Annotated in this window: 13 protein-coding genes; 8 read left to right on the top strand and 5 right to left on the bottom strand. The window is 38.1% G+C overall.

Translation table 11 applies throughout. The annotated features are described in order from the left end of the window. The first annotated feature begins 245 nt into the window (after positions 1–245). Positions 246–2,699 carry a PAS domain S-box protein gene (locus C8270_RS16355; protein WP_106497862.1) on the top strand — a complete coding sequence of 818 codons (2,454 nt, stop codon included), beginning with the start codon at positions 246–248 and terminating at the stop codon, positions 2,697–2,699. Between the two features lie 111 nt (positions 2,700–2,810). Here C8270_RS16355 and C8270_RS16350 read toward each other — a convergent pair whose 3' ends face one another. Continuing rightward, positions 2,811–4,505 carry a putative bifunctional diguanylate cyclase/phosphodiesterase gene (locus tag C8270_RS16350; protein WP_106497861.1) on the bottom strand — a complete coding sequence of 565 codons (1,695 nt, stop codon included), beginning with the start codon at positions 4,503–4,505 and terminating at the stop codon, positions 2,811–2,813. A 141-nt stretch (positions 4,506–4,646) separates the two neighbouring features. On the opposite strand from C8270_RS16350, the gene C8270_RS16345 reads away from it, so the two are divergent. Further along, complete coding sequence (locus tag C8270_RS16345) at positions 4,647–5,099, top strand: V4R domain-containing protein (protein ID WP_106497860.1); 453 nt, start codon at positions 4,647–4,649, stop codon at positions 5,097–5,099. A 241-nt stretch (positions 5,100–5,340) separates the two neighbouring features. Further along, positions 5,341–6,120, top strand: a complete 780-nt coding sequence (locus C8270_RS16340; protein WP_106497859.1) for a 3-hydroxybutyrate dehydrogenase — start codon at positions 5,341–5,343, stop codon at positions 6,118–6,120. A 141-nt stretch (positions 6,121–6,261) separates the two neighbouring features. Here the strand turns inward: C8270_RS16340 and C8270_RS16335 are convergent, their stop codons facing one another. Then, positions 6,262–6,504 (bottom strand): hypothetical protein, encoded by a 243-nt coding sequence (locus C8270_RS16335; RefSeq protein ID WP_106497858.1) that lies wholly within the window; start codon positions 6,502–6,504, stop codon positions 6,262–6,264. Positions 6,505–6,660: 156 nt separating this feature from the next. On the opposite strand from C8270_RS16335, the gene C8270_RS16330 reads away from it, so the two are divergent. Continuing rightward, on the top strand, positions 6,661–7,452 hold the full coding sequence (locus C8270_RS16330; protein ID WP_106497857.1) for an HAD family hydrolase: 792 nt from the start codon (positions 6,661–6,663) through the stop codon (positions 7,450–7,452). A gap of 111 nt (positions 7,453–7,563) precedes the next feature. Here C8270_RS16330 and C8270_RS16325 read toward each other — a convergent pair whose 3' ends face one another. Together C8270_RS16325 and C8270_RS16320 are read right to left on the bottom strand one after the other, a co-directional pair. Next, on the bottom strand, positions 7,564–8,865 hold the full coding sequence (locus C8270_RS16325; RefSeq protein WP_106497856.1) for a S8 family peptidase: 1,302 nt from the start codon (positions 8,863–8,865) through the stop codon (positions 7,564–7,566). A gap of 258 nt (positions 8,866–9,123) precedes the next feature. Then, entirely contained in the window at positions 9,124–10,665 is a 1,542-nt protein-coding gene (locus C8270_RS16320) for a multicopper oxidase family protein (RefSeq protein WP_106497855.1), read from the bottom strand. A 201-nt stretch (positions 10,666–10,866) separates the two neighbouring features. Here C8270_RS16320 and C8270_RS16315 point away from each other — a divergent pair, with 201 nt between their 5' ends. Then, positions 10,867–12,282, top strand: coding sequence for a vWA domain-containing protein (locus tag C8270_RS16315; RefSeq protein WP_158701750.1), 1,416 nt, complete (start codon positions 10,867–10,869; stop codon positions 12,280–12,282). Further along, positions 12,276–12,989, top strand: a complete 714-nt coding sequence (locus C8270_RS16310) for a hypothetical protein (RefSeq protein ID WP_106497853.1) — start codon at positions 12,276–12,278, stop codon at positions 12,987–12,989. The genes C8270_RS16315 and C8270_RS16310 overlap by 7 nt, the downstream gene beginning before the upstream one ends. Here the strand turns inward: C8270_RS16310 and C8270_RS16305 are convergent. After that, positions 12,963–13,649 (bottom strand): hypothetical protein, encoded by a 687-nt coding sequence (locus C8270_RS16305; protein ID WP_106497852.1) that lies wholly within the window; start codon positions 13,647–13,649, stop codon positions 12,963–12,965. The genes C8270_RS16310 and C8270_RS16305 overlap by 27 nt on opposite strands. Before the next feature lie 152 nt (positions 13,650–13,801). Here C8270_RS16305 and C8270_RS16300 point away from each other — a divergent pair, with 152 nt between their 5' ends. Together C8270_RS16300 and C8270_RS16295 are read left to right on the top strand one after the other, a co-directional pair. After that, positions 13,802–14,548 carry a gluconate 2-dehydrogenase subunit 3 family protein gene (locus C8270_RS16300; protein ID WP_234028580.1) on the top strand — a complete coding sequence of 249 codons (747 nt, stop codon included), beginning with the start codon at positions 13,802–13,804 and terminating at the stop codon, positions 14,546–14,548. A 24-nt stretch (positions 14,549–14,572) separates the two neighbouring features. Then, positions 14,573–16,288 carry a GMC family oxidoreductase gene (locus C8270_RS16295; protein ID WP_106497850.1) on the top strand — a complete coding sequence of 572 codons (1,716 nt, stop codon included), beginning with the start codon at positions 14,573–14,575 and terminating at the stop codon, positions 16,286–16,288. Positions 16,289–16,310: the final 22 nt, after the last annotated feature.

The raw sequence follows: 16,310 nt of genomic DNA, 5'->3' as shown, positions 1-16,310 counted from the left end.
AAACTAAAGGTGAGGAGGTTTTGTCATGAGTAAAAAGGCCAAAAACAAAAGTAAGGAAGAACTGAATGCATTAGACAGAGAAAAAAAGAAAGGTGAAAAAAAGTACAATATCCAAAGTCGACCAGGCACGTCAGGGTCGTAAAAAAAGGGGTCTAGTCCCTCAAGTGGGGACAGGACCTTTTTTCTTGTTTATAATGTTCGTAAAACGGGTATTGTATTGCTGTGGGAAAAAGGAGTGGACTGCAATGAAGCAATTTATACATAATATAAGTCATAACGTTACAATGATTCGAAAAATGTTTGATTCTATTAAGGATTTGGTTTTTATCATGGAGGCAGATGGTAATTCATTTCGCTATGTCTATGTAAACCGATCAGCGATACAGGTTCTAGATATGGAGGAGAATATGGAGGGAAAGTTGATTGAGGATGTTGTGCCTGAGGAACTTGCGGAAACGTTAAGGCAAAACTATAACAACTGCCTGTCCACAAAGGAAGAGCTTGATTTTGAGGAAAGACTGTCTACCGTTAACGGTCAGTTTATTGGTGAAGCATCACTTAATCCGATTTTATCTGATGATGGCACCTGTCGATATATTTTGGCAATTGTTCGAGATGTAACGGATAGAAATCAGAAAGAACGTGAGCTGCAGAAAACGAAAAAAACCATGGAAAAACACCAAAAACGATTAAATTCATTGGTTGAAAACAACGGTGACGCAGTATTTGAATTTGACTTGCAAGGGAATTTTATCAACATTAACAATATGGTGACACAAATTACCGGATACGAAGAGAATGATATCATAGGAAAATCATTTGCACCATTAATTGCGGAAGAAAGTTTAGTGGCAGCATCTGCACATTTTGATCGGGCATTAAACGGTGAAAAGGAAGAATATCAAACCTGGTTACATAAACGTGACGGTCAAAAAATTCTTTTGCATGTAAAAAATGTTCCTATTGTTGTTGATGGTCAGGTTGTTGGTGTCTATGGAATTGCCAAAGATGTAACAGAAAAGAACAAATTGGAACGACTTCTGTATGAAAATGAACAAAGGTATAAATCCTTATTCGATAATCATCCTGATGCTATCTACTCTCTGGACCTTGAAGGAAACTATACAAGTGGAAATCCTGCTAGAGAAAAGATCACTGGCTACGTCATGGATGAATTATTAGGAAAATCCTTCTTACCTTTTATTACTCCTGAAGATAGGGAAAAAACGAATTTACATTTCAAACGTGCAATTGAGCATAAACAGCCAGTCAACTATGAAATTGGCTTTAAACATAAATCGGGTCAAAAAATTGATCTAAGTGTCGTGAATATACCGATTGTGATAGACAATCAAGTTGTTGGATTATACGGAGTTGCAAAAAACATAACCGAACAAAAACGCGCACGAGAGGAATTGATTGAAACAAAAGAAGAATTGGAAGTGTTTTGGAATTATTCGGTTGACCCAGTTTATTTTGTAAACTTAAAAGGAGATATCCAAAAAGTTAACCCTGCTTTTGAAAAAACATTTGGATACAGTGAAGCAGAGGTCATGGAGACCCACGATTTAATTGTGCCATCAGATATTATTGATGGTGCAAGTGAAGTCGATGAGAAGATCCGTAATGGTCAGGTCATTACTTCCTATGAAACAAAGCGAAGGACAAGATGTGGGGAAATTTTAGATATTCTTGCTTCATATACACCTGTACGTAATGAGAAAGGCAAGGTTATTGGAGCTACTGCCTTTTGCAAGAACATTACAGATTTTAATAAGGCAGCAAGGGATTTACAAAAGAGTGAAGAAAAATTTCGTTTAATAACGGAAAATGCTTTTGATGTAATTAAGACGTTAAGTCCAACAGGTATTGTTGAATATGTTTCACCGTCTAATGAACAGGTTCTCGGCTATAATTCCGTGGATTATATTGGCAAAGCGTTTATCAATCATATTCATCCTGATGACATTCCATGGGTGGAAAAAGGGTTTGCACGTGCTGCCAAAGGAGAGGAAGTCCCGCCAGTAGAAATGCGTGTTCGACACCAGCAAGGACATTATGTTTGGTTGGAGGCTACAACAACTCCGATTATTGAGAATGGTGAAATAAAGCAATTGGTATCCATTTCCCGCGATATTACGGAACGAAAAAAACGTCGAGAGGAATTGGCAAATATGGCCTTTTACGACTTTTTAACCGGGTTGCCAAACCGCAGAACTTTTGATGACAGATTAGATATGGCTATTCATCAAGCAGATCGTTCGAAAAAGAAAGTTGCGGTAATGATGTTAGATGGACGGCATTTCAAACAGGTTAATGATACGTATGGTCATGATGCTGGGGATGCGGTTATAAAAGAACTTGCAAAAAGAATAAAAGCGTCTATTCGTGAAACAGATACGGTTGCCCGATTTGGTGGGGACGAAATGGCAGTTGTTTTACCTGAACTTGATTCACCGAAAATGGCTGAAGATGTTGCAAAGCGAATTTTATCTTCGTTGGAAGAGCCGTTTACCTATAATCATTCTGAAATTGATTTAGGTGCTGGAATTGGCATTTCATTTTATCCTGATCATGCTAACCGTAAAAAGAAACTGCTGAAATATGCAGATGAAGCGCTATATGAAGCAAAGGAATTGGGTCGAAGTGAATATAAGATTTATTCCATATTAATGGACGATAAAACCAGCTTCGGTTGAAGGATTGCATGATGCATTGTGGTAATTATGAAACTAAACTAATAAAGAAGTTTATATAGAGATGCCTGCATTAGTCGGAAAAGGTCCGGTAGATGCAGGCGTTTTCGTCAGTTAACAGCTTGTTGCAGATTTTTTCTCATCTAAGAGTTCGTCGATTTTCTCGGTTTGCATTGGCTTATAGAATAAATACCCTTGGACGACATCACACTTTTGATCTTGCAGTTTTAAAAGTTGTTCTGTTGTTTCAACTCCTTCTGCAACTACTCTTAAGTTAAGGTCGTGTCCTAGATGAATCATAGAATGCATAATCGCTTTGGTGTTTTGATTTGATTCGATATCATCAATGAAAATTTTATCTATTTTTAAACTATCTACAGCAAAATTCTTTAAATATTGGAATGAGGAATGACCAGTTCCAAAATCGTCAATGGCTATTTTTACCCCCATGGCACGTATTTTGCCAATTTGTAATGCAGACATTTTTGTATCTTGCATCACCATCGTCTCGGTAATTTCAATCTCCAGTAAGGAAGGTTCTAGTTCTGTTTCCGATAAAATGGTAGCTATTTTTTCCGGAAGCCCTTTTTGCATAAATTGCTGCGCCGATAAATTTATGGATACACGAATTTGTTTGTCTTGATTTGTTTCCCAAGTTTTCAACTGTCGGCAAGCGGTATGTAACACCCAGTCATCAATGTCCAGAATTAATCCAGAATCCTCCGCAATTGGAATAAATTCGTTAGGCGGTATTACTCCGTATTCAGGATGGTGCCAGCGAACTAATGCTTCAACAGCTTCCAATTCTTTGGTAACGATATTTATTTGGGGTTGATAATAAAGTACTAGTTGGTCTTCTTTTAATGCTTTTCGTAACATGCTTTCGAGATTTAGTTTTTCAAAATTAGATGCATGTAATTCTGCTCGGGAAAATGCATAGTTATTTCTGCCCGTTTTTTTTGCAACATACATGGCTGAATCTGCTTGGGTGATTAGTGTTTCTAGGTTTTCTCCATCATGAGGATACAAACTGATGCCAATACTTACGGTTACATATATTTCACTTTCTCTTAGTATAAAAGGGGCAGAAAACCTTGAGATGATATCTTTAGCTGTTTGGACAACATTTTTTTCCTCAGAAAAAGGTAGCAAACAAATAAATTCATCGCCACCCCAGCGGGCAATGGTATTTTTTTGAGGAAAACAGGATTTTAAACGATTTGCTGCTTCTTGTAATAATAAATCTCCATGCGAATGGCCGAACGTATCATTGATTAGTTTGAAGCGATCCAAATCAATGAATAGTAAAGCAAACATATTTTCTTTAGAACGAGGCTGCAACAGGAAATTATTTACTTTATTTTCGAATGATAAACGGTTTGGTAATTGGGTTAGCATATCATTAAATGCTAAAAAACCTACTTTATCTCGCTTTTTCATATAGTTGGGAATAGGCTGGAACGTGAAAAGATAGCAAATATGCTTTTCTGTATTGCCAATGATCGATTGTACGTTTAACCATAAAGGCAATACGGTGTCATTTTGTTGTTTTAACCAAACTCGATCTTCCCACGTGCCATCACCTTCGAGCGAATGCTGAAGATCAGTAAAAAGCGTTTCTCCTAAGAAATGGGATGTCAAAAAATACTTTAAATCAATCCTATTATTATCTATGCCTATCATGTTTTCTAGTGCATTGTTCGTTGTTAGGATCTGATAATCATAATTGACAATCATCATGCCTTCTTTGCTTTGCATAAATCCATTATAGATTATCTGATTCATTTTTATTTCATTAGGTGATAGCATTTCGCCCCACTCCTTAAGCCCTGTTTTTTACTTTAATTATAGCTGAAAAGGCACTGTTTAGGAATCGATAGACTTTAAAAAATTAGTAATAAAGGGATATAATAGGTTAGTAGATAGAATACATCAAGGGAGGGAACTGGAATGGGGTTATTTTCATTTGATGATTTACAAAAGATGGATCGGTCAACACTTGGAGAAGATGTACCTCTTGAGCTTTTCCGTGCTATTCGACTAATCGGTATAAATCAGGGGCTACCAATGGAAGGAAAAACGACTACATTGACAATTGGTAGGAAAATTGGTGATAGTCTTCCTGTAGAGACAATTGAAGAATTGTTTGCGACATATGAAGGGTTAAAAATCGGGATACCTACATTGTTAGAAAAAACGGAGGATCACTTGCTAATTAAAGTAGAGGATTGTTTTTGCAAAGGTTTGCCTGTGACGGAAGGAAAAATGGTCTGTGATTTGGAAGGGGCAATTCTTGAAGGAGGATTAGCCAAAATATTACAAAGGAATCTTTCTGTTTATGAAATTAAATGTAATATTAATGGGGATGACCATTGTGAATATATGGTCCGGATTTTTGACTAAGCTTTAACCGTTGCTTTGGGTGCTTTTTGAATCCAGGTATCGTGAGTTCTCGGTAACTTATTTCCTGGGTAATAAGTCAAAAAGCACTCTTTGTTACAGGTTATCTTGGAGTGTGCATACAGCATGTTAAAGTGGGAAAAAAGTAACATAAGGTATATGTCAAATAAAAGGGCTAACTTAATCTAGTAGAAATAGCAAATAAATGGGATTTGAGTAAATAAATGATTTTGGAGGTATACCGATGTTTGTAGATGACAAGGTAGTATTTATTACAGGTGCTGCAAGTGGAATTGGTCATGAAATTGGTGTTGAATTTGCCAAAAACAATGCAAAAGTTGTCTTTTCGGATATTAACGAGGAAAAATTGCAAGAGGTTACGGAAAAGTTAACCAAGGCCGGCTGTGATTGTTTTGGTATCACGTGCGATGTAACAAATGAAGAACAATTAACCAATGCGATTGATCAATCAGTTGAGAAATATGGAAGACTTGACATTTTAATCAACAATGCAGGATTGCAGCACATTGCCCCGATTGAGGAATTCCCAACAGAAAAATTTGAGCTGATAACCAAAATTATGCTTGTTGCACCATTCACAGCAATTAAACATGCTTTTCCAATTATGAAAAAACAAGGGTATGGACGAATTATCAATATGGCATCGATTAATGGAGTTATCGGTTTTGCTGGCAAAGCAGCTTATAACAGTGCAAAACACGGACTAATTGGTCTAACTAAAGTAGCAGCTTTGGAAGGGGCCGAAGACGGAATAACAGTTAATGCGATGTGTCCGGGATATGTGGATACACCACTTGTGAGGAATCAGCTTGAAGACCTAGCGAATAGTCGAAATGTTTCACTTGAAAAGGTGTTAGAAGAAGTTATTTATCCATTAGTCCCACAGAAACGATTGTTGGAAGTACAAGAAATTGCAGATTATACGATGTATTTGACAAGTGATAAAGCGAAAGGTGTGACAGGTCAGGCTGTTTTGTTAGATGGTGGTTATACGGCACAGTAACTGATTGTCCCATGTAAAAGGAGCAGCTGGATACAGCGGACGGAGGTCCTGTGCGTTATGAACTCCCATATAATGAAGTTTCGCTTTATGGATGAAACTAAAAAATGAAGCCGGTTGTCAATTGCCAGCTTCATTTTGAATTCATTTTTGTGATTTTCTTAACAACCCATTATCCTCTTGTAGTAACTCTGTTAATTTTTCAATCTTTTCATCAGGAAAAGCATCATGTATTAACTTTTTTGCGAAGGTGTTCATAGCTTCTTTATAGCCTTCCTTTTTGCCTTTCTTTAAACCTTTTTCAAGCCCTCTTTCAAGCCCTCTTTTTTCAAAATCCTCAATGATTGCCGCGAGTGTTGGAGAGGCTTCCATATTTTCAGCATGCATATGTTTAATTTCCTCCTTTCCTAAAACATGTTTATTGATCCAAAGAGTTTCAACAGACTTATTTCCTCTTGTATTCTAAAATGAAGCGAATAGAGGAAATCATTCCTTATTTGTCGAATCAATGAAAAAGGATTGTATGTGAGAGGAAGATAAAAAATGATAAAAGCGATTTTGTTTGATCTGGATGACACGTTGCTATGGGATAATAAAAGTGTTAATGAGGCATTTAGAGCTACTTGTGAACAGGTTCTAGATAAATATTCTCTCAATCCGATTGTGTTAGAGGAAAAGGTGAGGGAAAATGCTCGGCGGCTGTACGCCTCTTATAATACCTACGACTTTACCCAGAAAATTGGTATTAATCCTTTCGAAGGGTTATGGGGAAATTTTATAGACGAAGGCGAATCCTTTCGCAAGCTGAAAGAACTTGCTCCTGAATATCGAAAAGAAGCTTGGACATTGGGGTTGAAAGACGCTGGTATTGATGATTCCCAATTAAGTTATGAACTAGCGGAAACATTTCCAAGGATGCGCAAGCAAATGCCATTTGTTTTTGATGATACATTTCGTGTACTGGATCAGTTGAAGGCGGACTATCAATTACTGTTATTGACAAACGGTTCTCCTGATTTACAACAAACCAAGCTTGATTTGACACCAAAACTGGCACCATATTTTGACTGTATTGTTGTATCAGGAGCTTTTGGAAAAGGAAAACCGGACCCGGCAATTTTCGAACATGCATTGAAACTACTTTCTGTTCAGAAGAGCGAAGCAGTGATGGTTGGGGATAACCTCATGACGGACATTCTTGGGGCATCTCGAGCAGGGATTACTTCTGTTTGGGTGAATCGCACTAAAAAAAAGCAGCAGGAAGTGACTCCGGATTTTGAAATAGCAGATCTTGAAGGCTTGTTGCCGGTAATTAATAGTTTAAAGATTGATTAGCAAAATGCGTATAGTCGATATAAAAAAGCTGTTCCCTAAAGGCGTACATCCTTTTGGTAACAGCTTCTTTAAATTTATTATAGTAAGTCAACTCGTTGTAGTAAGGAAATATTACTTAGCTTCCGATACACGCTGTTGATAATGAAAATAATTTTGGGCCATCGTTACTGCATTCTGTGCCTGTATATATCCCCAATGGTCATCAAGCATTGGTTGTGCTGTTGTCTGCAGAATACTTTTAACATCATTGGGGCTCAGTCGAGGATTCGCCTCTAACATTAAGGCAATGACGCCTGCACATATCGGTGTTGCCATCGATGTACCAGATAATTGTAAATAATGCTCGTCAATAATCTGTTCCGGTAATTGCTTTTCTAGATTTGAATCTGGTGCTAAGAGTGAAATGATATCTGATCCAGGTGAATAAATATCTGGTTTGATTAGGGAGTCAATCGTCGGTCCGCGACTTGAATAATCAGCAATTTCATCATCCGTTCGGGTCACACTATTTTGATCAGCTGTTGATCCTACAGTAATGATAAATGGATTGATTGCAGGTGTACTGATTGTCTTCGGTTTTGGCCCACTGTTTCCAGCAGCTGCACAAACCACAATACCATGGTGCCATGCCTTTTGGGCAGCTAATGCTAATGGATCATCACGGTAGGATTCGTATGCTTGGGCACCTAAGGAAAGGGAAATGATTCGAATAGCGTGTTCTTCTTTATGTTTGATACACCATTCAATCCCTTTCATGATCGTTGACAACCTACCCCCACCAGCTTGGTCCAAAACTTTTACACCTATAATAGATGCTTCAGGGGCAGGGCCAACATATTTACCCTCTGATTGAAAAGCATTTCCAGCAACATCTCCAGCACAATGTGTTCCATGGCCATTATCATCGTAAGGTTCTTCTTGTTCATTTATAAAATCTTTAAAAGCAATCAATCGATTAGTAGGTTTTGTTAAATCGGTGTGGGGATGAATTCCAGTATCAATTACAGCAACCGTGACATCTTTTCCAGTAAAGCCAAGTTGTTCTTGGACATGCACTGCACCGATTTGCTCAGTTGCAACGTCAAGGAGGGTTGTAACATACCGGTCATAAAAAATGCGATCCACCGCTTCATGATCTTTAATTTGTCTGATCATTTTTGGAGTCATGTAGCCGCATACAGTATTGTCGATTTCAGATTCACTATCTACTTTGTTGTTTGTATCTTGTTGGCAAGCTTTAAGGAGATCATTTTTCTTATTTTTTTCAGTGGTTCTTGTAAAAACAATTACTGGAATGCCTTCATTGCTAGTTTCATAAGGATCTTCTTTTCTTTTTTGATGCAATTGTTCGACTAACCCTGGATCTAATTTACGACCGGCTTCTTCAAACCATACCCTTTTTCTATTGCTCATTTTGCTTCCTCCCTAATGATTTTAATTTTAGAAATCAACTACTGGAAAAATTGCACGTTGAACATATTGGTTTACCTTCAGATGGGAACTACCATTTGTTTGGTATATCTATTAGTTAAAGGATAGCAGTCTAGTAAAAGTTGAACAATACGCCAAAATAACTAATTTTTTGAAAAATGCATATTGCTTTCCAACTAGAGGGAGGGACAAAATCATTCTTTTAATAAGGAAGACTTCTTATACCCAAAATAGATTTGGTTATTCCTGTTCCTCAGAATCGATAACAATAAATGGACGCATCATATCATAATCCTCGTGTTCTAAAATATGACAATGCCAGACATAATATCCAGTATAAGGAGAGAAATTAGCAATTACCCGCGTAATTTCAGCGGAATGGGCAGCAACAGTGTCTTTCCATCCCCGTTCATTCGGTTCTGGTGGAACAGCTGGTCCAGTGTATACGATACTTCCATCTTTATTATATTGATCCAGATCAAATGGTCGACGATCTAAGACTTGAAATTGGATTAAGTGAATATGAATTGGATGCGTAAATCCTGTTACGTTCATTAACGACCATATTTCTGTTGATCCTAATTGCGGTTTTTCTGTAACCGGATCCATCCACATTTTATTGTCAAGTAATAGCAAAGGCCGATCAAGATCGTCTGTTGAACCGACAAGTTTTAAATTCCTGATTGCTGACACATTATTTTGCTTTAGTGAAGGAATAGAAGATAATTTTTTAGGAATTGTATCTTTGCCTTTTTTAGAAAGTGGGATGTTCACGATAAATTGCATTATATCATCTGTTTCGTCAGTTGGATCAGCATTCTGACCGAGATCATTTTTTAAATGTATTTTTTGGCCTGCAAAATCTGCGAAGTCAATAATGAGATCAACTCGTTCCGCTGGCTCGATTGACAATTTTTTTACTTTTAGTGTCTTTTGTAGTAGTCCTCCATCTGATCCGATTTGATAAAAATGCTTACCACTGTCTAGATACAGTTGATATGCGCGTGTATTCGAACCATTTAAGATGCGAAAACGATATTTACGCGGTTCCACTTCGAGAAATGGCCATACTTTACCATTCACAACAATTGTGTCACCGAGAAAGAACGGTGTAATCGAAGGATCAGGTAAATTTTCAGCAGGATCGTCTGGTTGTCGCGGATAAAATAGTGAACCATCCTGATTAAATGATCGATCTTGAATCATCAAAGGAATTTCATATTTCCCCTTTGGCAGCTGTAATGATTCTTCTTGTTTGTCACGAATGATGTACAAACCAGCCAAACCTGCATACATGTTAAGCCTGGTAATACCCATTGCGTGATCATGATACCACAGCAAAGTGGCCCTTTGGTGGTTTGGGTATTCATAAATCTTTCGCTCAAAAAATGGACCGACTTCTTTAAAATCTCTTGTAAACCATGCTTCTGGATACCCATCACTTTCTGGCTTGGTTTCACTTCCATGTAAATGTGTAACGGTGCGAACCTCCGGAAGTTCTTTTACATTGTGTATGGAACGGTCAACAGGGAGTAAATGGTTGCTAGGAAGTTTATTCATCCATTTTACTTGGATTGGTCTGCCACTTGTGACATCAATGATTGGCCCTGGATACTGACGATTGTATCCCCACAAACGTGTCGGCCTTAAATCTCTGTGCAATTTCTGCCTAAACTCACTAATACGAACCTCATAATAATCTTTGTTGTTAGTTGATCGAGTTGGCCTCAACGTTTTCAAGATTGGCAGGCGATCAACAAATTTCGTAAGTTTTGGACTCATATTTATCATCCTTTATAACAGTAGTTTCTATATTAGATGACACAAGTACCATAATGGAAACGGCTATACATTATTTTTTTAATGTGTAAATTCGGTTCTATATACCTACTCGGATATATATTTAGAACTTTCGTACGATTGACTAACAAGGTCTATCTGTTCATTCTTCTATATAGGACGGAAAGAGAGGATGAACGGATGATGAAAAGAATGTATGTGGGGATTTTTTTCATTTCGTTGCTGTTAGTGCTAGGTGCATGCAGTGATAAGGATAAACAAGTTAGTAAAAACACGAGCAAGGATAATACGGAAGAAAAAAGCCAGCAAGCAGTTTCACCTAGTGTCGATCAATTGGACTCCATAATACTAGGGGACTCCCGAAAAGATTTAAAAGCACAACAGGGTGGAAAATTAATGCAGGATATGACGTTAGAAGTAGAATTGAAGCAAGAAGATAGTGCTGAATTGAGCAATAAGTTGGGCAAGGAATTGAAAAGTAGCTTAGAAAAATTGACGGATGAAACGCAAAATCCTGTAAAGCTGCAAAAGGGTCTCGTTCACTTATTGGGAAGTCATTATTATTCAGAAGTTATTGAGCAGGCAGAGGATTTTGAACCCGAATTTGAAGAGCCATTTTTACCTGAGCCTGGAAAGACTGCTGAGGAAGTGAAAAATGAACCTAAGTCAGGAAAGGCAATTATATTATTAGATGCGAGCTCCAGCATGCTTTTACGTGTTGATGACGAAGTGAAAATGGATATTGCTAAGGATGCAGTAAAGCGTTTTGCGGAAACAATTGGTCAAGAAAATGAAGTATCTTTAGTTGTTTACGGTCATAAGGGATCGGAATCTGATGCAGATAAGCAATTATCCTGTACCGGGATTGAAGAAATATATCCAATGGATTCCTATAATCAAGCAACATTTGAGGAGTCTTTAGCAACGTTTGAAAGTAAAGGATGGACACCATTGGCAAGCGCGATAAAAAAGTCTTCGGAAATGAGCAAAGATATGGATGGAACGATAACAGTTTACATCGTTAGTGATGGCATCGAAACGTGTGATGGCGATCCGGTTAAAGAGGCAAAAGCATTTGTAAAAAATAATGATAAACGAACCGTAAATATAATTGGCTTCCACGTTGACAAAGATGCGGAAAGCCAACTAAAAGCAGTATCAGAGGCTGGAGAGGGAGAATATTATGGTGCTGATGATGCAGATGATTTAAAAACAACGATTGAAAAAGAATGGCTACCATCGAATGTCGACTTGGCATGGGCATTTACAAAAGCTCCTGGACCGTGGGAAATACTAGACGAATATGAAAGGTTCGATAAAGAGCTAGAAATCATTCGAACGGTAATAAAAAATGAAAAGGCAAGATATGATGAAGCATTAGCTATATTGAGAGAAGAAGAAATGCTGGATTCCGATATAAGTGATAAATTAAAGACATTAATTTCCGATCGCTATCGTAATATGATGGATACTATGCAAGACTTTCGCTCAGAAAAAATAGCGGAAATTGATGAACGATCTGATGGTATCCATGATCAAGTTGAAGCATGGACTGAAGCAATGCGAGAGCGTAAAAAAGAGAGGGGAGATTTGTGGTAGAGCTGTTGCCTGGTTTGATTGGGGTCTCAATCCGATTTCAGAGGATTGAGACCCGAAAAGCAAAACATCAACCCGAAAAGCAAAACATCAACCCGAAAAGCAAAACATCAACCCGAAAAGCAAAACATCAACCCGAAAAGCAAAACATCAACCCGAAAAGCAAAACATCAACCCGAAGAAAAGCAAAACATCAACCCGAAAAGCAAAACATCAACCCGAAAAGCAAAACATCAACCCGAAAAGCAAAACAACAACCCGAAAAGCAAAACATCAACCCGAAAAGCAAAACATCAACCCGAAAAGCAAAACATCAACCCGAAAAGCAAAACATCAACCCGAAAAGCAAAACATCAACCCGAAAAGCAAAACATCAACCCGAAAAGCAAAACATCAACCCGAAAAGCAAAACATCAACCCGAAAAGCAAAACATCAACCCGAAAAGCAAAACATCAACCCGAAAAGCAAAACATCAACCCGAAAAGCAAAACATCAACCCGAAAAGCAAAACATCAGCCCGAAAAGCAAAACATCAGCCCGAAAAGCAAAACATCAGCCCGAAAAGCAAAACATCAGCCCGAAAGCAAAACATCAGCCCGAAAAGCAAAACATCAGCCCGAAACCCGAGTACTCCAATCCAAAAACATCCCCTGCTATCTTTAACAGGGGATGTTTCGTTTCATTACTCTGTCATTTGCAAAAGTTTTAGTAAATCGTTCGAAGCCGTTTGAAACGAGGATGATTTAATATCTTCTTTAATCTGTTCAATAAGGTCAAGCGCTTCTGGGTTCGTAACCGTTAATATTTTGACATTCCCATTAAACATGTCGTTAACTTCTTCTTTTGCTTGGTCCAAATTATCATGGCTTTCATTTTTACCATCTTCTACTCCTTCAGGTTCTCCTTTTCCTGACATTCCTTCATTTCCACTTAATAAATCATTTTGCATATTATCGTATTTGTGACTAGTTGTTCCCGCTTTGTTCCTTGCTAACACGACAGAATCATCAATAACAAATACTTTAACGCCCGTAATTCCTTGACCTTTCAATATGGACTCGAAATATGAAGAAATTCCTCCTTCATGGACACCGGAACTACCGATCGTGCCGTAAATACTATTTCCCATACCAGAGTATGTAGTTCCGTCTTTATTCGTGGTGCTCTTTTTATTACTGAGTTCACTTGGAATGATATCCGGATTATCTAAACCCTCGTTATCAGCTGAATGATTGGAAACATTTGTTGTGTCTTCACCATTTAACTGATCTGCATCTGCTGCTCCTTGATCTTGATTGGCACAGGCAGAAGCGAATAATGCCATACTGAGAAACAACATAATTGTTATGCCTTTCCTGATTGATATCATTTTTTTTACCTCCTCTGTATTTTATGATCTTGTTTATTTTGCCCAATTTATTTTTTAGCATGAGTGGTTAATTATGTTTTTTATGCATGAATAGTTAATTCTGGTGACATAATAAAATGACTAAAATATTTTTTAGTAGGGAGGTATATGGATTGACGGACGAAAATAAGCGAGGTCAAGAAGAAACCGAAGACGCGTCACGCAGAAAATTTTTAAAAAGTTCTGGGATAGCAGTTGGTGGTCTTGCAGTTGGTGGAGTACTTGGCAGCATGATCCCGTGGGATGTTGGTGATCAAGAAGAACAAAAGACTACCAAAAAAACGAAAAGTTATAATCATGCACTTATGTATCTCAGTCAAGCAGAATTTAAAACGACGGAAGCTGCGACAGAACGTATTTTTCCTAAGGATGATCATGGTCCTGGAGCACAAGATTTAGGTGTAGCATATTACATTGATCATCAGCTTGCTGGGTCTTATGGATTTAATGCAAGGGACTACATGGAGCCTCCTTTCTTCCACGGTGAAAAAGTTCAAGGGTACCAAGGTCGATTAAAACGTCGGGAAATTTTCAGGATTGGCTTACGTGAAATGCAAAATTATAGCCATCAGAAATTTAAAAAAGGGTTCACAGAAATTACGGAAGAGCAACAAGATACCATTTTAAAAGATTTTCAAGAAGATAATGTTAAATTGAGCACAATTTCAGCAAGTGGTTTTTTTGATTTGCTACGAGGCGCAACACTAGAAGGGCTGTATAGTGATCCGCTTTATGGCGGTAATATGGATATGGACGCATGGAAAATGAGAAATTATCCAGGAGATCAAATGGGCTACACGGATATTATAGAAGGCGATTTTAAAGAAATTGAGCCTAGTAGCCTACGGGATCATATGTAAAGTAATGAAAGAGGTGAATGAAAAATGGCAAAAAAGATGCCAAAAGTTGACGTTGTGATAGCTGGAGTTGGCTGGGGTGGAGGTATTATTGCCTCAGAACTAACAAAGCAAGGGCTTAACGTCGTTGGTTTGGAAAAGGGCGAAGAAAGACATACAGAGGATTACTATATGGTACACGACGAATTAAGGTATGCGATTCGCCATGAGTTGATGCAAGATCTATCAAAGGATACACTTACGTTTCGAAGTAATGAAAAAATGCGGGCATTACCAATGCGGCAATATGGGTCTTTTCTTTTAGGAGAAGGTCTAGGTGGTGCTGGAGTTCATTGGAATGGGCAGACATTCCGTTTCTTACCTTATGATTTTGAAATTCGTAGTAAAACGATTGATAAGTATGGTAAAAACAAAATTCCCGCTGACATGACCATTCAGGATTGGGGGATTACGTATGATGAATTGGAGCCATACTATGATCAATTTGAGAAAATGGCTGGCATTTCGGGTGAAGAAAATCCGCTTGGCGGAAAGCGTTCTGATAAATACCCGACAGGTCCAATGAAGCATTCCCCACAAATGACAATGTTTAAAAAGGCAACAGAAAATTTGAAGTATCATCCATATACGATACCGTCCGCCAATTTATCGGAAAACTACACAAATCCTGATGGTATTTCAAGAGCGGCATGTCAGTATTGTGCTTTTTGTGAACGGTTTGGTTGTGAATATGGGGCAAAAGCGGATCCGGTTGTTACTGTTATTCCAGTTGCCAATAAGACTGGGAAGTTTGATTTACGTACACACTCCTGGGTCAGACGGGTTTTACATAAGGATGGTAAAGCTACTGGAGTACTTTACACCGATGTCACTACTGGAGAAGAGATAGAACAACCAGCAGATGTGGTTGTATTGACAACTTATGTTTTTAACAATGTAAAACTATTGCTAAACTCCAAAGTCAGTCGTCCTTATGATCCTTCAACAGGTAAAGGTGTTATTGGAAAAAACTATGCTTATCAGGTTGTCAAAGGTGCAGCAACTGGATATTTCAAAGATAAACAATTCAATAATTTTGCTGGAGCTGGGGCACTCGGAATGGTTATCGATGATTATAATGGCGATAACTTTGACCATTCGGATGTTGATTTTATCCATGGTGGTTATCTTGCTTTAACACAGACTGGGGCAAGACCAATTGCAAATAATCCGATTCCAAAAGGCTCTCCAACATGGGGCAAGGAATTCAAGAAAAACTCGCTCAATTATATTAACCAAACATTATCCGTTGGTGCGATGGGAGCCAGTATGCCGTATCAGCATCATTATCTAGACCTTGATCCGATGTACAAGGATACGTTTGGCGATCCACTTATTCGGATGACATTTGATTTTGAGGAACAGGATCGTAACCTTGCCAATTTTACCGCACAAAAAGCTAGTGGAATCCTTAAAGAAATGGGTGCTGATAAGGTCGATGCCATGGATGAACTAGGTCCGTACAATATTACTACCTATCAATCCACTCACAATACTGGTGGTGTAATTATGGGTGCAGATCCGGATACATCCGCAGTTAATAATTACTTACAAATGTGGGACATGGAAAACTTATTTGTTGTTGGTGCATCAGCTTTTTCTCATAATGGCGGTTATAATCCAACTGGAACTGTTGGTGCCCTAGCATATCGGGCTGCTGAAGGGATAATGAAGTATCATAAAAATGGGGGCATGCTTGCTTAAAGGTAGAGATCACTTAGTCTTT

Source organism: Lentibacillus sp. Marseille-P4043 (assembly GCF_900258515.1).
Taxonomy (GTDB): domain Bacteria; phylum Bacillota; class Bacilli; order Bacillales; family Amphibacillaceae; genus Lentibacillus_C.
This window is presented reverse-complemented; position numbering and strand designations above follow the sequence as displayed.

Coding starts and splice junctions, on each gene's coding strand:
- C8270_RS16355 (WP_106497862.1), top strand. CDS start 246: ATGAAGCAATTTATACATAATATAAGTCATAACGTTACAATGATTCGA.
- C8270_RS16350 (WP_106497861.1), bottom strand. CDS start 4,505: ATGCTATCACCTAATGAAATAAAAATGAATCAGATAATCTATAATGGA.
- C8270_RS16345 (WP_106497860.1), top strand. CDS start 4,647: ATGGGGTTATTTTCATTTGATGATTTACAAAAGATGGATCGGTCAACA.
- C8270_RS16340 (WP_106497859.1), top strand. CDS start 5,341: ATGTTTGTAGATGACAAGGTAGTATTTATTACAGGTGCTGCAAGTGGA.
- C8270_RS16335 (WP_106497858.1), bottom strand. CDS start 6,504: ATGCATGCTGAAAATATGGAAGCCTCTCCAACACTCGCGGCAATCATT.
- C8270_RS16330 (WP_106497857.1), top strand. CDS start 6,661: ATGATAAAAGCGATTTTGTTTGATCTGGATGACACGTTGCTATGGGAT.
- C8270_RS16325 (WP_106497856.1), bottom strand. CDS start 8,865: ATGAGCAATAGAAAAAGGGTATGGTTTGAAGAAGCCGGTCGTAAATTA.
- C8270_RS16320 (WP_106497855.1), bottom strand. CDS start 10,665: ATGAGTCCAAAACTTACGAAATTTGTTGATCGCCTGCCAATCTTGAAA.
- C8270_RS16315 (WP_158701750.1), top strand. CDS start 10,867: ATGAAAAGAATGTATGTGGGGATTTTTTTCATTTCGTTGCTGTTAGTG.
- C8270_RS16305 (WP_106497852.1), bottom strand. CDS start 13,649: ATGATATCAATCAGGAAAGGCATAACAATTATGTTGTTTCTCAGTATG.
- C8270_RS16295 (WP_106497850.1), top strand. CDS start 14,573: ATGGCAAAAAAGATGCCAAAAGTTGACGTTGTGATAGCTGGAGTTGGC.